The sequence below is a fragment of the Streptomyces sp. NPDC003247 genome (assembly GCF_042888135.1).
GTDB lineage: Bacteria > Actinomycetota > Actinomycetes > Streptomycetales > Streptomycetaceae > Streptomyces.
Genome location: NZ_JBIAPF010000011.1, coordinates 71,287 through 88,475 on the forward strand (window position 1 = coordinate 71,287; position 17,189 = coordinate 88,475).

Annotated in this window: 17 protein-coding genes; 10 read left to right on the forward strand and 7 right to left on the reverse strand. The window is 73.4% G+C overall.

What is annotated here, in order from left to right:
* From ACFYWQ_RS31950 to ACFYWQ_RS31960, 3 genes are all read left to right on the forward strand, one after another.
* Positions 1-1,008 (forward strand): ATP/GTP-binding protein, encoded by a 1,008-nt coding sequence (locus tag ACFYWQ_RS31950; protein WP_389521245.1) that lies wholly within the window; start codon positions 1-3, stop codon positions 1,006-1,008.
* A gap of 78 nt (positions 1,009-1,086) precedes the next feature.
* Positions 1,087-1,722: a TetR family transcriptional regulator gene (locus ACFYWQ_RS31955; RefSeq protein ID WP_389521246.1), complete on the forward strand. Its 636-nt coding sequence runs from the start codon at positions 1,087-1,089 to the stop codon at positions 1,720-1,722.
* 104 nt (positions 1,723-1,826) lie between these two features.
* Entirely contained in the window at positions 1,827-4,037 is a 2,211-nt protein-coding gene (locus tag ACFYWQ_RS31960) for a HelD family protein (protein WP_389521248.1), read from the forward strand.
* Between the two features lie 136 nt (positions 4,038-4,173).
* On the opposite strand, the gene ACFYWQ_RS31965 is transcribed toward ACFYWQ_RS31960, so the two are convergent.
* The 3 genes from ACFYWQ_RS31965 to ACFYWQ_RS31975 are packed head-to-tail and all read right to left on the reverse strand — an operon-like array spanning position 4,174 to position 6,622.
* The gene (locus ACFYWQ_RS31965) at positions 4,174-4,959 is read right to left on the reverse strand and encodes an ABC transporter permease (RefSeq protein ID WP_389521249.1); all 786 of its coding nucleotides are present in this window, start codon (positions 4,957-4,959) and stop codon (positions 4,174-4,176) included.
* The gene (locus tag ACFYWQ_RS31970; protein WP_389521250.1) at positions 4,956-5,912 is read right to left on the reverse strand and encodes an ATP-binding cassette domain-containing protein; all 957 of its coding nucleotides are present in this window, start codon (positions 5,910-5,912) and stop codon (positions 4,956-4,958) included. Before ACFYWQ_RS31970 ends, ACFYWQ_RS31965 begins: the two co-directional genes overlap by 4 nt.
* Positions 5,913-5,950: 38 nt before the next feature.
* Positions 5,951-6,622, reverse strand: a complete 672-nt coding sequence (locus ACFYWQ_RS31975; RefSeq protein ID WP_389521252.1) for a DUF4097 family beta strand repeat-containing protein — start codon at positions 6,620-6,622, stop codon at positions 5,951-5,953.
* A gap of 222 nt (positions 6,623-6,844) precedes the next feature.
* Here ACFYWQ_RS31975 and ACFYWQ_RS31980 point away from each other — a divergent pair, with 222 nt between their 5' ends.
* The 4 genes from ACFYWQ_RS31980 to ACFYWQ_RS31995 all read left to right on the forward strand — a co-directional run bounded on the left by ACFYWQ_RS31980 (position 6,845) and on the right by ACFYWQ_RS31995 (position 9,429).
* Positions 6,845-7,600 (forward strand): helix-turn-helix domain-containing protein, encoded by a 756-nt coding sequence (locus ACFYWQ_RS31980; RefSeq protein WP_389521254.1) that lies wholly within the window; start codon positions 6,845-6,847, stop codon positions 7,598-7,600.
* 122 nt (positions 7,601-7,722) lie between these two features.
* The gene (locus ACFYWQ_RS31985; RefSeq protein WP_389521256.1) at positions 7,723-8,172 is read left to right on the forward strand and encodes a helix-turn-helix domain-containing protein; all 450 of its coding nucleotides are present in this window, start codon (positions 7,723-7,725) and stop codon (positions 8,170-8,172) included.
* Between the two features lie 98 nt (positions 8,173-8,270).
* Positions 8,271-8,927: a hypothetical protein gene (locus tag ACFYWQ_RS31990; protein WP_389521606.1), complete on the forward strand. Its 657-nt coding sequence runs from the start codon at positions 8,271-8,273 to the stop codon at positions 8,925-8,927.
* 166 nt (positions 8,928-9,093) lie between these two features.
* Positions 9,094-9,429, forward strand: coding sequence for a DUF2516 family protein (locus tag ACFYWQ_RS31995; RefSeq protein ID WP_389521607.1), 336 nt, complete (start codon positions 9,094-9,096; stop codon positions 9,427-9,429).
* 138 nt (positions 9,430-9,567) lie between these two features.
* On the opposite strand, the gene ACFYWQ_RS32000 is transcribed toward ACFYWQ_RS31995, so the two are convergent.
* The 3 genes from ACFYWQ_RS32000 to ACFYWQ_RS32010 form a co-directional block, all read right to left on the reverse strand.
* The gene (locus tag ACFYWQ_RS32000; RefSeq protein WP_389521258.1) at positions 9,568-10,950 is read right to left on the reverse strand and encodes a PP2C family protein-serine/threonine phosphatase; all 1,383 of its coding nucleotides are present in this window, start codon (positions 10,948-10,950) and stop codon (positions 9,568-9,570) included.
* A 474-nt stretch (positions 10,951-11,424) separates the two neighbouring features.
* Positions 11,425-12,510 (reverse strand): NlpC/P60 family protein, encoded by a 1,086-nt coding sequence (locus ACFYWQ_RS32005; protein ID WP_389521260.1) that lies wholly within the window; start codon positions 12,508-12,510, stop codon positions 11,425-11,427.
* 165 nt (positions 12,511-12,675) lie between these two features.
* Positions 12,676-13,521: a class I SAM-dependent methyltransferase gene (locus ACFYWQ_RS32010; protein ID WP_389521261.1), complete on the reverse strand. Its 846-nt coding sequence runs from the start codon at positions 13,519-13,521 to the stop codon at positions 12,676-12,678.
* Positions 13,522-13,911: 390 nt separating this feature from the next.
* On the opposite strand from ACFYWQ_RS32010, the gene mshA reads away from it, so the two are divergent.
* Complete coding sequence (gene mshA / locus ACFYWQ_RS32015) at positions 13,912-15,249, forward strand: D-inositol-3-phosphate glycosyltransferase (protein WP_389521263.1); 1,338 nt, start codon at positions 13,912-13,914, stop codon at positions 15,247-15,249.
* A gap of 5 nt (positions 15,250-15,254) precedes the next feature.
* The gene (locus ACFYWQ_RS32020; RefSeq protein WP_389521609.1) at positions 15,255-15,773 is read left to right on the forward strand and encodes a YbjN domain-containing protein; all 519 of its coding nucleotides are present in this window, start codon (positions 15,255-15,257) and stop codon (positions 15,771-15,773) included.
* Between the two features lie 82 nt (positions 15,774-15,855).
* Here the strand turns inward: ACFYWQ_RS32020 and ACFYWQ_RS32025 are convergent, their stop codons facing one another.
* On the reverse strand, positions 15,856-16,677 hold the full coding sequence (locus tag ACFYWQ_RS32025) for an AraC family transcriptional regulator (protein WP_389521265.1): 822 nt from the start codon (positions 16,675-16,677) through the stop codon (positions 15,856-15,858).
* A gap of 49 nt (positions 16,678-16,726) precedes the next feature.
* Between ACFYWQ_RS32025 and ACFYWQ_RS32030 the strand changes: the two genes are divergently transcribed.
* Positions 16,727-17,173 carry a DUF2000 family protein gene (locus tag ACFYWQ_RS32030; RefSeq protein WP_389521266.1) on the forward strand — a complete coding sequence of 149 codons (447 nt, stop codon included), beginning with the start codon at positions 16,727-16,729 and terminating at the stop codon, positions 17,171-17,173.
* Positions 17,174-17,189: the final 16 nt, after the last annotated feature.

Genomic DNA, 17,189 nt, shown 5'->3' on the forward strand with positions numbered 1-17,189 from the left:
ATGTCTCGGGCATCACTGAGAAGCAGGGCGGCGGCCCGCTGGGCGCAGGCGGAGAGCACGGTGTCGCGGCTGCTGCTGCTGGCCGTCTTCGCCGTGGGGCTGGTCGCCCAGTTCGTCAAGCCCGTGGGGGACGCGCTGGAGGGCAAGGCCTACATCGGCGGGGCGTTGCTGAGCCTGGTGGGCTATGTGCTCTACAGCGAGGTGCAGCGACTGAACTCGGCCCACGAGGCGCAGCGGGAGGAGGCGGAGAACCTGCGGGCCACGATCCGGGTCCTCAGCGACGGCGTCGCGGAACTCACCCAGGCCCAGCGGCCGCACGGCGGCGCGGACGTCTCTCCGACTGCTCTGGCGGAGGAGTTCCGTCAGGCGCTGTGGAACGGGGAGGACGTGCGGCTCGCCGCGTGGGGGTTCACCGGCGAGACCTTCGCAGTCCCGCTGAAGCAGCTGCTGGGCAGTCTGCCCCCGAACCCCCGGCGCTCCGTGTCCCTCCGGATCCTGGTGCCCGACTTCACCAGACAGATCCACATACCGGGTCTGGTGCGGGCGGACGGCCGGGCCGCGGACGCCCCGGGGTTCCGGGCGCATCTGGTGCGGAAGATCGAGGGCTACGAGGCGGATCTGAAGGGGATGATCGGCCGTATGCACCATCACGGCCAGGGCGCCCTGTCGGTCGAGTTCCGCACCCTGCACATGTCGCCCCAGCTCAAGCTGTACCTCGTCAACGACGACCAGGCGTTCGAGGGGATCTACGACAAGATCGAGCTGCGGCCCGACGAGTACGGCCCTGCCGTCCCGCCTCATGGGCCGGGCGCGGTCGGCTCGGAGCAACTGCTCGACCCCATCGGCTACGACTCGCTGCTCACACGCCGGCACCGGGACGACGGTCCGCAGGCGCGGGAGATCATCCGCCGCCGCAGGGAGCTCTTCGACACGATGTGGAGCGTGGCCCACCCCCTGACGGCGGGGCCCCTGACCAACGGAAGCCCGGGCCCTCACGCCGCCGGCTGAGCGCGACGGGCGGGCGGGGCCTCCCTCGGCGTCGAGGCTGCGGGAGGCACGGGTGCCCGGGCTGCGTAGGCTCCCCCCATGAGCGAGACCGGCCTGCGTGAGCGCAAGAAGCGGCGGATGTACCGGACCGTGTCGGAGATCGCCGTCCGCCTCTTCGTGGAGCGGGGCTTCGACGCGGTGTCCGTCGCCGAGGTCGCCGCCGCGGCGGAGATCTCCAAGCCGACCCTCTTCCGGTACTTCCCGGCCAAGGAGGACCTCGTCCTGCACCGGATCGCCGACCACGAGCGGGAGGCGGCGGAGGTGGTCGCCGGGGCGCGGGACGAGGGGGCCGCGCCGCTGGCCGCCCTGCGCCGGCACTTCCTCGCGGGCCTGGCCGCGGCCGACCCGGTCACCGGCCTCAACGACGACCCCGAGGTGCGCGCCTTCCACGCCCTCCTGTACGGCACCCCGGCACTGGTCGCCCGCCTCCACGCCCATCTGGAACGGTCCGAGGCCGCCCTGGCCGACGCCCTCGGCGGCGACCTCGACGCCCGGCTCGCGGCCGGCCAGATCATCGCCGTACGGCGCATCCTCGCCGAGGAGAACTGGCGGCGGATCGCGGCGGGGGAGCGGGTGGAGGACGTACGGCCGGAGGCGGTGACGGCGGCGGAACGGGCGTTCGCGGCGCTGGAGGGGGGACTGCCGTGGCTGGCCAGGCCGTCGGCCGGGCGGTGAACCACTCGACCCGGTGACCGGCCGGCCGTCCGGCGGGGCCGCCGCACGGTGTGAGGCTGAGTAAAAAAATTAACTGAGTTACGTTTTGTGGGTACGCTCGGGCCATGACGTCACCCCGCCCTGCCTCGAAGGACGACCGACCGCCCTCCGCCGACGACATCCCCGCCGACGCCCGCCCGCTCGGCGACGACCCCGGCCTCGCCGCGGCGCTCCTGCGGGAACGCGCCCACCACGACGCCTGCCGGGCGGCCCTCGCCGGGATGCTGGCGGGTGCCGACGTCCAGGTCGTCACCGGTGAGGACGTCTCCGCCTCCGGTGCCGACGCCGAGGTGCTCGGGTACCGGCTGCGCAGCCGGGCCAAGGCGCTGCGGGAACTCCCCGAAGGTCCCCTCTTCTTCGGCCGCCTGGACTTCGCGGACGGCACCGGCGGTGAGCACGCGGGCCTCAGCCACCACATCGGCCGCGTCCGCGTCGGCGAGCACCCCGCCGTCCCGCCGCTCGTCGTCGACTGGCGCGCCCCCGTCTCGCGCCCCTTCTACCAGGCGAGCGCCCGCGACCCGCAGGGCGTCGCCGTCCGCCGCCGGTTCGGCTGGGCGCCGGGCAGCCGGGGTGATTCCGCCGATCTGACCGGCCTGGAGGACGAGCACCTGGGACGCGGCGAGGCCGGGCTGAGCGCCCTCGTCGCCCGCGAGATCGAACGCCCCCGGGTCGGCCCGATGCGCGACATCGCCGCGACGATCCAGCCCGAGCAGGACGACCTCGTCCGCGGGGAACCGGCCGAGTCGGTGTGCGTGCAGGGCGCCCCGGGCACCGGCAAGACCGCCGTCGGTCTGCACCGGGCCGCCTACCTCCTCTACACCCACCCCCGCCGCTTCCGCCACGGCGGCCTGCTGATCCTCGGCCCCCACCGCACCTTCCTCTCCTACATCGCCGAGGTCCTGCCCTCCCTCGGCGAGACGGGCGTACGGCAGTCGACCCTGGCCGACGAGATCGCCCGGCACCCGGTCACCGTCACCGACCCCGCGCCCACCGCCGCCGTCAAGCACGACCCACGCATGGCCGAGGTGCTGCGCCGGGCGCTGTACGGCGGAGTGGAGGCGACTGGGGCAGGTGGTGCGGGTGGTGCCGGTGGTGCCGGTGGTGGTGCGGGTGGTGCCGGTGGTGGTGCGGGTGGTGCCGGTGGTGCGGATGGTGGGGCGGGTGGTGCGGACGGTCTCACGGTGTCGGACGGGCCCTACCGCCGGCGGGTCACGGGCGACGAGGTCGCGCGGATCGTGACCGGCGTCCTCGCCGAGGAGCCGCCGTACGAGGTCGGGCGCGAGCGGGTACGCAGCCGGATCGTGCGCCGGATCCAGGAGCAGGCCGAACAGCGGGGCGGCCCGCGCCCCGCCTCCTGGCTCCGCCGGATGGAACGGGCGCGCCCGGTGGGCGCCTGTGTGGACGCGGTCTGGCCGAAGGCGCGCCCGGAGGAGGTCGTGGCCCGGCTCCTCGGTGATCCGGGGGAGTTGGCGCGTGCGGCGGCCGGCATCCTGACCCCGGAGGAGCAGGCGGCCCTGCACCGGCCGGGCGCACCCCGTTCGGCCCGTTCCGCACGCTGGTCGTCCGCAGACCTCGTCCTCCTCGACGAGGTCGCCGGGCTCCTCGAACGCCCCGGGGGATACGGCCATGTCGTCGTCGACGAGGCGCAGGACCTCTCCCCGATGGAGTGCCGGGCCATCGCCCGCCGTGTGCCCTTCGGTTCGCTGACGGTCCTCGGCGACCTGGCGCAGGGCACCACGCCCTGGGCCGCCCGCTCCTGGCGGGACCTCCTGACCCACCTGGGCAAGCCCGAGGCGAGAGTGGTCCCGCTGACCACCGGCTTCCGCGTCCCCGCCCCGGTCCTCGCGCTCGCCAACCGGCTCCTGGCCCGCCTCGACACCGACGTGCCGCCCGCGCGTTCCCTGTGCCGGGACGGTGAACTCGCCGTCCGCGGGGCGGCCGGTGACCTGCCGGGGGCGGTGGTGGCCGCGGTCCGCGACGCCCTCGCCCACGAGGGCTCCGTCGGCGTCGTCACCGCCGACGCCGACGCGCCCCGCATCCGCCGCGCGCTCGCCGGGGCCGGCGTCCCCACCGCCTCCGGCCCCGAGGACACCAGCACCCGCGTGACGGTCGTCCCCGCGACCGCCGTCAAGGGCCTGGAGTACGACCACGTCGTCGCCGTGGAACCGGTCGCGATCGTCGAGGCGGAGGAACGGGGGCTGAACCGGCTGTACGTGGTGCTGACCCGGGCGGTGTCGCGGCTGGTGGTGGTGGAGGAGAGAGGGGTGCCGTGGTGACACGTACCCGTACGCCCGCCCCGAGGTGTCGTCCTCCCGCGACGCAAAGGCCGGCGGCGTACCCCGACGTGGTGTCGGTGTACGCCGCCGGGCCCGCGGTACGAGGTGCGGGAGGTGTCCCGCGCTGTCACGGCGGTTACTTCGGGTCGCGGTCGAACGTCGAGGCCGACCAGAAGTAGCCGAGCAGGGTGAGGCCCACGCACCAGGCGATCGCGAGCCATCCGTCGTGGCCGATCTCGGTGCCGAGCAGCAGTCCGCGCAGGGTCTCGATGGCGGGCGTGAACGGCTGGTACTCGGCGATCGGCCGGAACCAGCCCGGCATCGCGTCGACCGGGACGAAGGTGCTGGAGATGAGCGGCAGGAGGATCAGCGGCTGTGCGCTGTTGGCGGCGGCCTCGGCGTTCGGGCTGGCCAGGCCCAGGCCGACCGCGATCCAGGTGAGCGCCAGGGAGAACAGGGTGAGCAGCCCGAACGCCGCGATCCACTCCAGGGCGGTGGCGTCGGTGGAGCGGAAGCCGATGGCCACGGCGACGGCGCCGACGAGGACCACGCTGGCGACGCACTGGAGCACGCTGCCGGCGACGTGCCCGACGAGCACGGAGCCGCGGTGGATGGCCATGGTGCGGAAGCGGGCGATGATGCCCTCGTTCATGTCGGTGGAGACGGACACCGCGGTCCCGACGACGGTGCCGCCGATGGTCATCATGAGGATGCCGGGCACGATGTAGGCGATGTAGTCGGAGCGGTCGGCGCCGCCGATGCCCGCGCTCATCACGTCGCCGAAGATGTAGACGAAGAGCAGCAGGAGCATGACCGGGGTGAGCAGCAGGTTCAGGGTGAGGGAGGGGTAGCGCCGGGCGTGCAGGAGGTTGCGGCGCAGCATGGTGGAGGAGTCGCGGACGGCCAGGGACAGGGTGCTCATCGGGCGGACTCCTCGGACTGGGCGGGGACCTTGGTGCTGCCGGTGAGGGCGAAGAACACGTCGTCGAGGTCGGGGGTGTGCACGGTCAGCTCGTCGGCCTCGACGCCGGCCGCGTCCAGCCGGTCGAGGAGGGAGCGCAGCGCGCGCTGGCTGCCGTCGCCGGCGATCTGAAGCGCCAGCGCCTCGTCGTCCCGGGCGGCCTCGCCCAGCGCGGAGACGGCGCTCCGGTAGGTGTCCGGGGCGGTGAAGCGGAGCCGGACGTGTCCGCCGGGGACGATCCGCTTGAGTTCCTCGGCGGTGCCCTCGGCGGCGATCTGGCCGTCGTGGAGGACGGCGATGCGGTCGGCGAGTTCGTCGGCCTCCTCCAGGTACTGGGTGGTGAGGAAGACGGTCACCCCGTCGGAGACCAGCTCGCGGATGATCTGCCACATGGTGTGGCGGCTGCGCGGGTCGAGGCCGGTGGTGGGCTCGTCGAGGAAGATGATCCGCGGGGCGCCGACCAGGGTCATGGCGATGTCGAGGCGGCGCTTCATGCCGCCGGAGTAGCCGGCGGCGGGCTTCTTCGCGGCTTCCGCCAGGTCGAAGCGCTCCAGCAGTTCGGCGGTGACCCGGCGCCCTTCGTGCTTGGGCAGGTGGTGCAGGTCCGCCATGAGGAGCATGTTCTCCTCGCCGGTGATCAGCCCGTCGACGGCGGAGAACTGCCCGGTGACGCCGATCGCGGCCCGCACCCCGTCCGGTGACGCGGCGATGTCGTGGCCCGCGACCTGGGCCTGCCCGGCGTCGGCGGTGACGAGGGTGGAGAGGATCTTGACGGCGGTGGTCTTGCCGGCACCGTTCGGCCCGAGCAGGGAGAAGACCGTTCCCTCGGGCACGTTCAGGTCGACGCCGTCGAGCACGATCTTGTCGCCGTAGGACTTGCGCAGTCCGTTCGCCGCGATGGCCAGATCGGTCATGACCGGGTTCTCCTTCGGATTCGGATTCGGATTCGGTTTCAGAGGCTGCGGGCGGCGATGTCGCCGTGCGAGGTGGTCGCGTGGATGGCCAGGCCGGCGGCGGCGCCGTCGGTGTTCGTGAGCGCGTTGTGGATCCGGCCGTAGGAGGTGCCGGCGTCCAGCGAGGCGGAGACCCCGCGGGCGGCGCCGACCGAGATGTCGCCCTGCTGGGTGCTCAGGGTGACCGTGCCGCTCACGGCCTCGGTGATGCGGATGGTGCCCCTCTGGGTGCTGATGTCCGCGGGACCGCCCAGGCGGCCGACCGAGACGTCGCCGTCGAGGACGGTGAGGCGGGCGCTCGCGGCCTCGTCGAGCTTGACCGGGCCCTGCGCGCCCTCGAAGGCGACGTCGCCGAGCCGTCCGACGCCCCGGAGTTCGGCGCCGGCCGTCTTCGCCTCGACGCGGGAGCCGGCGGGCAGCTGGACGGTCACCTCGACGGATCCGGAGGGGCCGAAGTACTGGTTCTTCGCCGGCGAGGCCGCGATCCGCAGGACGCCGTCGCCGTAGGCGACCGTGGTCTGCTCCGCCGCCTTCACGTCACGCCCCTTCGAGGCGTCCGCGGGCAGGACCTCGACCGTGGTGTCGGCCCGGTCGGCGGCGATGAACCGGATGCGACCCGCGGGGATGTCCAGGACGGCGGAGATCGGGGCGGGGGTGTCGAACTTCTGCATGGTGTCTCTCCTCGGGCTCGTCGTTTCCGATGCACGAAAAGCTACGTTGCATTCACGGATCACGCAATAAAGATGTTGCACTGCGATGCAATCAGTGCAGGTAAGGGCCGTATAATCGTTGCAACGGCCTTCGCATCAAATGCAACGAGTGGGCTCGGTCGTTGCAATGGATTGAGGGTGAACGCTATGCTGGAGGCCCCGAGGAGAGTGAAGGAGACCGCGATGCCGGGAGGCAGACTCACCCAGCAGGAACGGCAGCAGATCGCGCTGGGACTGGCCGACGGCCTCGCCTACGCGGAGATCGCCAGGAACATCGATCGCCCGACCTCGACGGTCACGCGCGAGGTGATGCGCAACGGCGGTCCCACCGCCTACCGCGCCGACCTCGCGCACCGCGCCACCGAACGCCGCGCCCAGCGGCGCAGGCAGGCCGCGCCCCGCGGGGCGGAGGCGCCCCCGCAGGCCCATGGGCGCGACGCCGACGCCATGCGCGAGTACGAGGAGACGTTCGCCACCGTCCTGATGGCCTCGGGCATGCCCAAGATGATGGCCCGGGTGATGGCCTGTCTCACCCTCACGGACGCGGGCAGCCTCACCGCGTCCGAACTGGCAGGGCGCCTCCAGGTCAGCCCGGCGTCCATCTCCAAGGCGATCGCGTTCCTCGAGAGCCAGGGCTTCGCCCGCCGGGAACGCGACGAACGCCGCCGTGAGCGCTACGTCGTCGACGACGACATCTGGTACCAGTCGATGATGGCCAGCGCCCGGTCCACCGCCGTCATCGTCGAGACCGCCCGGCAGGGCGTCGGCGTCCTCGGCCCCGGCACCCCGGCCGGCGTCCGCCTCGAGAACGTCGCCCGCTTCCTCGACTTCGTGAGCGAGAGCATCACCCGCGCCGCCGAACAGGCCCGCGACGTCCTCCACACCAGAGCGGAGGAGGCCTCGGGCGACACCGCCGAACCGCGGTCGGACCGCGGGTAGACAGCCGTCCCGACGGCTACGGCGCCCCCGGCCTCGGCCGGGCACGGCGTACGACGGCGATGCGACACACTTCTGCAAGCAGGTGCTTGCAATTGTTAGCGATGGTGGGGCACGCTGGAGGCATGGCATCGCTCAAGGTCGGCAATCTCGGTGAGTACCTGCGCGAGCAGCGGCGAAACGCCCAGCTCTCGCTGCGGCAGCTCGCCGACGCCGCCGGGGTGTCCAATCCGTACCTGAGTCAGATCGAGCGCGGGCTGCGCAAGCCCAGCGCGGAGGTGTTGCAGCAGGTCGCCAAGGCGCTGCGGATCTCCGCCGAGACGCTGTACGTGCGCGCCGGCATCCTCGACGCCGAACGGGACCGGGACGAGGTCGAGACGCGCGCCGTCATCCTCGCCGATCCCACACTGACCGGGCCGCAGAAGCAGGCGCTGTTGCAGATCTACGAGTCCTTCCGCAAGGAGAACGGATTCACGGTCGGCGACGGCGCGGCGGACGCCCGGGACGACGCCGCCGAACACGACACCCGCACGGCCGGTGGCACCGACGACGATCCGCAGCGGAAGGCCGATTGACCGGACCGGTGGACCGGCCGCCCGACCGCGGACCCGCACCGACCGACATCCACGAACGCGAACAACGCGACGAACGCGACCACGGGAGGACCATCACCATGGCCATCACCGACGACCTGCGCAAGACCCTCAGCGACCCGACCCCCCTCTACTTCGCGGCCGGCACCGCCGACCTGGCCCTCCAGCAGGCGAAGAAGGTGCCGGGCCTGGTCGAGCAGCTGCGTACCGAGGCTCCGGCCCGGTTCGAGGCGGTCCGCAACACCGACCCCAAGGCCGTCCAGGAGCGGGCCGCCGCCCGCGCGAAGGAGGCCGGCGCCCGGGCCAAGGAGGCGCAGGAGACCTTCCAGACCAAGGTGGGCGAGTTCCTCGGCGCCCTCGACGGCGACCTGAAGAAGCTGAGCAGCACCCTCGACGCCGACCTGAAGAAGTTCGGCGAGACCGCCCAGGACCTCGCGCTGCGCGGGGTCGGCGTCGCCGCCGAGTACGCCGTGAAGGCCCGCGAGACCTACGAGAAGGTCGCCGAGCACGGCGAGCAGGCCGTGCGGACCTGGCGCGGCGAGGCCGCCGAGGAGATCGAGGAACTGGCGATCGTCGTCGAGGGCAAGGACGAGCCGAAGCCCCAGCCGGTCGAGGTCGTGGACGAGCCGAAGCCCGCCGCGGCCGCGCCCGCCCCGGCGAAGAAGGCCCCCGCCAAGAAGACCCCGGCCGCCCGCAAGACCACCGCGAAGAAGACGACCCCGCCGCCGGCCGAGTGAGCACCGCGGGCACATCCCCCACGCGCGCGGAACGCGCGGGAACACGGCCACGGGCCGGGCACTCGGAGGGTGCCCGGCCCGTTGTACGGGTGACGGAGGCGCGGTTGCGGGTACGGTGGCCGCGTAAGGACGAGCCGTGCCGAGTCGGGTGGTGGACGTAGTGCTGATGCAGGGGTTCGCCGGGTTCATGTCGCTGCTGAGCCTGGCGCTGATCGTGTTCAGCGGCTTCGCGCTGTTCGACGCGGCCATCCGCCGCGAGGACGGCTATCGCGCCGCGGACAAGCAGACCAAGCCGTTCTGGCTGATCGTCCTCGGTCTCGCCTTCGTGGTGAACCTGATCTTCAACATCCTGTCGTTCCTGCCGATCATCGGCCTGATCGCGACCATCGTGTACATGGTCGACGTCCGGCCCGCCCTCCGCTCCCTCCCGGGCGGCGGCCGCACCCGCCGAGGCGGCTCCAGCAGCGACGGCCCGTACGGCCCGTACAACGGCGGCCGCTGAGAGACCCCTGGCTGAAGGGCGGCGCAGCCCCCTTCGGCCAGGGGCGCGGGGAACTGCGCGACCAGCCCCCGACGACCCGCACCCGGCACACCACGCACCCCCAATCGGCGCAACCCGATCCCGGCCCCCAGCGGAGCGCTAAGGCACTCGGTCCAGCAGGACCACCGCCACGTCGTCCGTCAGCTCGCCGCCGTTCAGCTCGCGGACCTCGTTGACGGCCGCCCGCAGCAGGTTCTCGCCGTGCAGGCCCGCCGCGAGCTGGCGGCCGATCATCTCCACCATGCCGTCCTGGCCCAGGCGCTCCCTGCCGTCCCCGACGCGTCCCTCGATGAGCCCGTCGGTGTACAGCATCAGGCTCCACGCGGCGCCCAGCTCGACCTGCATCCGCGGCCAGCGGGCGCCCGGCAGCAGACCGAGGGCGGGGCCGTTGTTGTCGTAGGGCAGCAGCCGGGGCGGCTGGCCGGGGCGGGCGATCAGCGGGGCCGGATGGCCGGCCAGGCACAGGCCGGCGCGGCGGCCGTCGGGCGCGATGTCCACCGTGCACAGCGTCGCGAAGATCTCGTCGTCCTCGCGTTCGTGCTCCAGCACCTGCTGCAACGTGTTCAGCAGTTCGTCGCCGCACAGGCCGGCCAGCGTCAGCGCCCGCCAGGCGATCCGCAGCTCCACCCCGAGGGCGGCCTCGTCCGGGCCGTGGCCGCGGACGTCGCCGATCATGGTGTGGACCGTGCCGTCCGGGGTGCGGACGGTGTCGTAGAAGTCGCCGCCGAGCAGCGCGCGGGAGCGGCCGGGGCGGTAACGGGCGGCGAAGCGCAGCGGGGAGCCGTCCAGCAGGGGCGTGGGCAGCAGCCCACGCTCCAGGCGGGCGTTCTCCTGGGCGCGCAGCCTGCCCTCGGCGAGCCGCCGCTCGGCCGTGTCGGATCGTTTCCGCTCCACCGCGTACCGGATGGCGCGGCTCAGCAGCCGTCCGTCCAACTCGTCGCGGAACAGGTAGTCCTGGGCGCCCACCCGGACCGCCTCGGCCCCGCGCTCGGCGTCACCGGACGCGGTCAGCGCGAGCACGGCGTGCCGGGGCGCGAGCCGCAGCACGTGCCGGAGCACGGCGAGCTCGTCGTCGTCGTCCGCGCGGCCCGGGGCGGGCAGGGCGAGGTCCAGCAGGATGCAGTGGACGTCGTCGGTGAGCAGCCGCTCGGCCTCGGTGAGGTTGCGGGCGGTGCGCACGCGGATCGGCTTGCCGGAGGAGTCCAGCAGGCCGGGCACGATCGGGGCGGCCGTGGGGTCGTCCTCGATCAGCAGCAGTGTGAGGTTGGTGGTGTGGGCGGCGGCGCTCACGCCGGAGGGGGCGCCGCCGGGTGTGGCGTCGTCCCCGACCGGCGTCGTCGTGTTCGCTTCGTCGCGAGCGTCGTTCCGGTCGTCCGTGCGCGGGGCTTCTTCCGTGGAGGGGCCACCGACTGCGGGGGCGGCCTGCGCCTGACCGCACTCCACGGCCGGGATCGCTCTCTGCCGCGGTACGGGTACGGGCATCGTGTCGGGTTCCTTCCCTCCCCCCGAGGGCATGGCGGGGACGAGGGACCTCGACCCACCGACCGGGACCATAGCGGCAGAAGGCGCCGCAGCGGAATGGTGCGGAGCACGCCGCTTGATCTCAGGCCACTGTCATATGCCGCGTTCCGTACCGCAGTTGGGCAGGGGGGATGGGGTGCGGGAATGACGAACGTCACGTCGGCGGGAGGTTTGGTGGCGGAGGGGCGTGCGGTGGGTCACGTGGCTGCGGTCACGGGCCGCCGCCGGCCCTGTGTCCGGGTTCACGCGTTCGCCCGTGTGTCCGGGCTCAGGCGTCCGGCTCACGCGTCCGGCCGTGTGTCCGGCTCACGCGTTCGCCCGTGTGCCCGGGTTCACGCGTCCGGCCGTGTGTCCGGCTCACGCGTTCGCCCGTGTGCCCGGGCTCAGGCGTCCGGCCGTATGCCCGGGTTCACGCGTTCGCCCCTGTGCCCGGCCTCACGCGTCCGGCCGCACCACCCCGAGGATCGGCATCGAGCCGGCCCCCGCGACGGTCACCGTCCGGCCCGGGCGCGGGGCGTGGACGATCGAGCCGTTGCCCACGTACAGCCCCACGTGGCTGGCGTCGTCGAAGTAGATGATCAGGTCGCCGGGGCGCAGGTCCGTGACCGCGACCCGTTCGAGCTGCCGCCACTGCTCCTGCGAGGTGCGCGGGATGGTGAGGCCGGCGTTCACCCACGCCTGGGAGGTGAGGCCCGAGCAGTCGAAGGAGTCGGGTCCCTCGGCGCCCCACACGTACGGCTTGCCGACCTGCGCGGTGGCGTACCGGACGGCCTCCAGGCCCTGCGCGGTCGCCTCGCCCTCGACGCCGTCGAGCACACCGGTGCCCAGCCAGGCGGTCTGCGCCTGCTGTGCGGCCTGTTCCTGGAGCTGGGCGAGGCGTTCCTTCTCCTCCTTCTCCAGCTGGGACTCCAGCTTCTCGGCCGCCGCGATCTGCTGCTCGATCTTCTTCTGGGCGGCGGCCTTGGCCTTCCGGTTGGCCTCCAGCTTCTGCCACTGGGCGGAGGCGTCGGCGGAGTACTGCTCCAGGTCCTGCTGGGTGCGGGTCATCTCACCGATCAGTCCGTCGGTCGCCCGCTGCCCCTGGAGCACCCGGCCCGCCCCGTCGAGGAACTCGCCCGGATCGTCGCTGAGCAGCAGGTGGGCCTCGTCCGGCAGGCCGCCGCCGCGGTACTGCGAGCGGGCCGCGGCGCCCGCGCGGTCCTTCAGCGCCTCCAGCTCCTCACGCCCCTCGACGATCTTCCCGGCGAGTTCCACCAGCTCCGCGGACTGCTTCCGGGCCTGCTCCTCGGCCGCGTTGTAGGCGTCGGTGGCGACCGAGGCGTCGTGGTACAGCGTGTCGAGCTTCTCGCGGATCGCCTCCAGGTCCGCGCTGTGCGAGGGCGGCGGGGTGAGCGTGGGCGCGGTCGTCGGCGCCGGTGTGGGGCTCGGAGCGGCGAACGCCGTACCCGGCACCGCCAGCACGGTGACCGCGCAGACCACGGTCACGGCCACCGCGAGCAGGCCGCGCTTGCCCGTCCCCATATGTCCCCCCAGAGCTGATTTACCGTCAGTAACTTACGGTCGCCCGAGGGATCGTGCCATGCCCTGCCGGAAAACGACAGAGGCAGTCCTTCCCCCCGTTCCCACCCCGCCATGGCGAAGTCCCCGCCTATGTGACGAACGCCTCAGGGAGATCGTTCCCGGTGCCTACCCCCGCGGGGCCAGCGCCCCCCACGCCACCGTCACTTCCCCCTGCCGCCACCGCGCCGGGCCGTCCGTCACCGGCCAGTCCCGGGTCAGGTCCCGCACCGTCCGGATCCACCGCTGGCGCGCGCCGTACGAGGCGTACGGCGCGGCGGCGGCCCAGGCGCGGTCGAAGTCGCGGAGGAAGGCGTGCACGGGCTCGCCGGGCACATTGCGGTGGATCAGTGCCTTCGGCAGCCGTTCCGCCAGGTCCGAGGGCCGCTCCAGGGAGCCCAGCCGGGTCGCGAAGGTGACCGTGCGGGGGCCCTCGGGGCCGAGCGCGACCCACACGTGCCGCCGCCCGATCTCGTCGCAGGTCCCCTCGACGAGCAGCCCCCCGCGCGAGGTCCGGGTCGCCGGTGCGAGCCGCGCGCACAGCCGCTCCCAGACGGCGGCGACCTCGGCCTCGTCGTACTGCCGGAGCACGTTCGCGGCGCGGATGAGGTGGGGCCGGCCGTCGAGCGGGACCTCGAAGCCGCCGTGCCGGAAGGCGAGGCCGTCCCGCTCGTACGGCTTGGCCGCCGCGACCCGGGCCGGTTCGATCTCGACGCCGACCACGCGCGCGTGGGGCGCGACGGAGCGCAGACGGGCGAGCAGCTCGACGGCCGTCCAGGGGGCGGCGCCGTAGCCGAGGTCGACGGCCACGGCACGGCCGGCGCGGCGCAGCTCACGGCCGTGCGCCGCGGCGATCCAGCGGTCCATGCGGCGCAGCCGGTTGGGGTTGGTCGTCCCGCGCGTGACCGTGCCCACGACGGGGGTCCCCCCGCTCGAGCGAAGCCGAGAGTGGGGGAGGGCCGCGCGGGATGTCATGCCTTCGAGGGTATTCGGTGTCCATGACGGCAGGACCACGACGGCAGTGTCCGTCACCGCAGGACCACGACGGCAGTGTCCGTCACGGCAGGACCACGACGGCGGTGGCCATGACGGCGATGTCCATGACCGCAGGACCACGAGGGTGGTGTCCTCGACGGCGGTGTGCATGACGACGGTGTCCATGACGGTGTCCGTGTCCACGGCGGCAGGACCGCGGCACGACGCAACCCGAACTCGAACGGTTGAGCGACCCCCGGTAACGCCTGGGCAAAAACGTCCGCGACCGGGAGCCCGCCGGAATGGCGACGGCTCCCTCCGGCGTTGCACCCCCTCGGAGGGTGCCGCACATCCTCCGTCCGGCATGCCCGCAGCTAGGAGGAACGCCACGTGAGCCAGTACATCGGCAGGCTCGGGCGTCGTTCCGGGACGGCACCCGCGCGGCTCCGGCTGCACCGCCGCCCCCGCCGCGTCGCCATGCTCTCGGTCCACACCTCGCCGCTGCACCAGCCCGGCACGGGCGACGCCGGCGGCATGAACGTCTACATCGTCGAGCTCGCACAGCGTCTCGCCGCGATCGACATCGAGGTCGAGATCTTCACGCGCGCCACGACCGGCGGCCTCCCGCCGACCGTCGACCTCGCCCCCGGCGTCCTCGTCCGGCACGTCGACGCGGGACCCTACGAGGGCCTCGCCAAGGAGGACCTCCCCGCCCAGCTGTGCGCCTTCACCCACGGCGTGATGCAGGCCTGGGCCGGCCACCGCCCCGGCCACTACGACCTCGTCCACTCGCACTACTGGCTGTCCGGGCACGTCGGCTGGCTCGCCGCCCAGCGCTGGGGCGCCCCCCTGGTGCACGCCATGCACACCATGGCCAAGGTCAAGAACGCCAACCTCGCCGACGGCGACACCCCCGAACCCGCCGCCCGCGTCATCGGCGAGACCCAGATCGTCACCGCCGCCGACCGGCTGATCGCCAACACGGCGGAGGAGGCCGACGAACTCGTCCGGCACTACGACGCCGACCGCGACAAGGTCGCCGTCGTCCACCCCGGCGTCAACCTCGACCGCTTCCGGCCCGCCGACGGCCGTGCCGCCGCCCGCGCCCGCCTGGGCCTGCCGCAGGACGCCCTGATCCCGCTCTTCGCGGGCCGCATCCAGCCCCTCAAGGCCCCCGACATCCTGCTGCGCGCCGTCGCCGTCCTCCTCGACGAGCGCCCCGAGCTGCGCTCCCGGATCGTCGTGCCCGTGGTCGGCGGCCCCAGCGGCAGCGGCCTCGCCAAACCGGAGGGCCTGCAGAAGCTCGCCGCCCGCCTCGGCATCTCCGACGTCGTACGGTTCCGGCCGCCCGTCGGGCAGGACCAGCTCGTGGACTGGTTCCGCGCCGCCTCCGTCCTCGTCGTCCCCTCCTACAGCGAGTCCTTCGGCCTGGTCGCCATAGAGGCGCAGGCCGCCGGGACACCCGTGCTCGCCGCCGCGGTCGGCGGGCTGCCGGTGGCCGTGCGCGACCGGGAGACCGGCGTCCTGGTGCAGGGCCACGAACCGGCCCGCTACGCGCGCGTGCTCGCCGAGTTCGCCGACAGCCCGGACCTCGCCGCCCGTATGGGCGCGGCCGCCGCCCGGCACGCCCGGTCCTTCGGCTGGGACACCGCGGCCGCCGCCACCGCCGACGTCTACGCGGCCGCGACGCAGGCCCACCGCCGTCGCGTACGCTCCCCGCATGGGTGAGTGGCATGACTGAGGCGCGGCGGGCCGACGCACAGAACGCGGCCGCGCGGGTCGTCGAGGACGTCCTGGAGGACGCCGAACTGGAGTGGGAGGGCCCCGAGCCCGGCACCTACGTCGTGCAACTCCCCGGCACCCGCAAGCTGAAGACGACCGTCTCCCTCATCGTCGGCCGCCACTCGCTCTCCCTGAACGCCTTCGTCGTCCGCCACCCCGACGAGAACGAGGCCGGCGTCCACCGCTGGCTCCTGGAGCGCAACCTCAAGCTGTACGGCGTGAGTTACGCCGTCGACCACCTCGGCGACGTCTACGTCACCGCCCGCCTCCCCCTCGCCGCGGTCACCCCCGACGAGATCGACCGCCTCCTCGGCCAGGTCCTGGAGGCCGCCGACGGCGCCTTCAACACCCTCCTGGAGCTCGGTTTCGCCTCCGCGATCCGCCGCGAGTACGCCTGGCGCGTCTCCCGCGGCGAGTCCACCCGCAATCTGGACGCCTTCCGCCACCTCACCCGCCGCCCCGGCGAGTGAAGGCGTCACTGACGACGGACCTTCGGCGGGACCACCCACCACCGGCGCGTCGGCGTGCCGGCGGCCGGCGACTGGGGCGACGTCAGGTGGCGGACGCCGTGTAGCGCCCGGGGGTCACCCCCACCAGCTTCCGGAAGTGCCGGGTGAGATGGGCCTGGTCGTAGAAGCCGGCGGCCGCCGCGACCTCGCCCGCCGGCCGCCCCTCCAGCAGCAGCCGGCGGGCCCGGTCGACACGGCGGGCCGTCAGGTACTGGTGCGGCGCGATGCCGTACGCCCCGCTGAACGCCCGGACCAGATGCGCCGGATGCGCCTGGAGCAGCCCGGCGGCCGTGTCGAGCGTGACGCCCTCGACGACGCGCCCGTCGAGGAGGTCGCGCAGCCGGCGCGCCAGGACGGGGTCACGCCGGACCGGCCGCAGGGGCTGCCGGGGCCGCAGATGGCCGCGCAGCCGCTCACCGACCAGCGCCAGCCGGCTGTCGGCCTCCAGCTCGTCCCCGGGCCGGGCGAGGGCCGCGTGCAGCTGCCCGACCCGCCGCCGCAGCAGCGGCTCGCGCAGGTCGGGTCCGTCCACGGCGGGCCCGATCAGCTCCTCGCCGAGCACGCTCGCGTCCAGGTACAGCACCCGCTTGCGGAAGCCGTCCGGGGTGACGGCGGAGCCGTTGTGGGGCACGTGCGGCGGCAGCAGCGACACGGTGTCGTGCGGCGTCCCGTGCTCGTGCCGGTCGAGGTCGTACCGTACGGCCCCGTCGTCGACGATGAGCAGCGTCCAGGAGTCGTGCACGTGCATCGGGTAGGCGTACCCGGTGAAGTGCGCGTGGAAGACCTCCACGACGCCCCGGACGCGGGGGCGCCAGGCGGAGACGTCGGCGGTGGGCTGCGCGGCCCTGCCCTGAGCGGAGGCCATGCAAAGAACGTACAAGACGCCGCCACGCTCCGGACGGCAGCCTCGGACCATGAACGACGCACCGACCCCCGAGGCCGACCCGCCCGTCCGCTTCGACACGAAGATCGCCGTCCTGCTGCGCGAGGACCTGGAGACCTGGCAGCGCCTGAACGTCACCGCGTTCCTGGTCAGCGGCCTGGGCACAGAGCTCCCCGAGGTCGTCGGGGAGCCGTACGAGGACGCGGACGGCGTCCCCTACCTGCCGATGTTCCGCCAGCCGGTGCTGGTGTTCGAGGGCGCGAAGGAGACCCTGACGGCGGCCCACGCGCGCGTGCTCTCCCGCGCCCTGCCGCGCGCGGTGTTCACCGGCGACCTCTTCGCCACCGGCAACGACCGCGACAACCGCGCGGCGGTGCGGGCCGTGGGGACGGACGCCCTGGACCTGGTGGGACTGGCGGTGTACGGCCCGCGGAACGCGGTGGACAAGGTGCTGAAGGGGGCGCGGATGCATCCGTGAGAAGAGGGGCCGCTGG

What these genes read in the sequence shown, in the direction of transcription:
- ACFYWQ_RS31950 (WP_389521245.1), top strand. Translation starts at nt 1, where the DNA reads ATGTCTCGGGCATCACTGAGAAGCAGGGCGGCGGCCCGCTGGGCGCAG.
- ACFYWQ_RS31955 (WP_389521246.1), top strand. Translation starts at nt 1,087, where the DNA reads ATGAGCGAGACCGGCCTGCGTGAGCGCAAGAAGCGGCGGATGTACCGG.
- ACFYWQ_RS31960 (WP_389521248.1), top strand. Translation starts at nt 1,827, where the DNA reads ATGACGTCACCCCGCCCTGCCTCGAAGGACGACCGACCGCCCTCCGCC.
- ACFYWQ_RS31965 (WP_389521249.1), bottom strand. Translation starts at nt 4,959, where the DNA reads ATGAGCACCCTGTCCCTGGCCGTCCGCGACTCCTCCACCATGCTGCGC.
- ACFYWQ_RS31970 (WP_389521250.1), bottom strand. Translation starts at nt 5,912, where the DNA reads ATGACCGATCTGGCCATCGCGGCGAACGGACTGCGCAAGTCCTACGGC.
- ACFYWQ_RS31975 (WP_389521252.1), bottom strand. Translation starts at nt 6,622, where the DNA reads ATGCAGAAGTTCGACACCCCCGCCCCGATCTCCGCCGTCCTGGACATC.
- ACFYWQ_RS31980 (WP_389521254.1), top strand. Translation starts at nt 6,845, where the DNA reads ATGCCGGGAGGCAGACTCACCCAGCAGGAACGGCAGCAGATCGCGCTG.
- ACFYWQ_RS31985 (WP_389521256.1), top strand. Translation starts at nt 7,723, where the DNA reads ATGGCATCGCTCAAGGTCGGCAATCTCGGTGAGTACCTGCGCGAGCAG.
- ACFYWQ_RS31990 (WP_389521606.1), top strand. Translation starts at nt 8,271, where the DNA reads ATGGCCATCACCGACGACCTGCGCAAGACCCTCAGCGACCCGACCCCC.
- ACFYWQ_RS31995 (WP_389521607.1), top strand. Translation starts at nt 9,094, where the DNA reads ATGCAGGGGTTCGCCGGGTTCATGTCGCTGCTGAGCCTGGCGCTGATC.
- ACFYWQ_RS32000 (WP_389521258.1), bottom strand. Translation starts at nt 10,950, where the DNA reads ATGCCCGTACCCGTACCGCGGCAGAGAGCGATCCCGGCCGTGGAGTGC.
- ACFYWQ_RS32005 (WP_389521260.1), bottom strand. Translation starts at nt 12,510, where the DNA reads ATGGGGACGGGCAAGCGCGGCCTGCTCGCGGTGGCCGTGACCGTGGTC.
- ACFYWQ_RS32010 (WP_389521261.1), bottom strand. Translation starts at nt 13,521, where the DNA reads ATGACATCCCGCGCGGCCCTCCCCCACTCTCGGCTTCGCTCGAGCGGG.
- ACFYWQ_RS32020 (WP_389521609.1), top strand. Translation starts at nt 15,255, where the DNA reads ATGACTGAGGCGCGGCGGGCCGACGCACAGAACGCGGCCGCGCGGGTC.
- ACFYWQ_RS32025 (WP_389521265.1), bottom strand. Translation starts at nt 16,677, where the DNA reads ATGGCCTCCGCTCAGGGCAGGGCCGCGCAGCCCACCGCCGACGTCTCC.
- ACFYWQ_RS32030 (WP_389521266.1), top strand. Translation starts at nt 16,727, where the DNA reads ATGAACGACGCACCGACCCCCGAGGCCGACCCGCCCGTCCGCTTCGAC.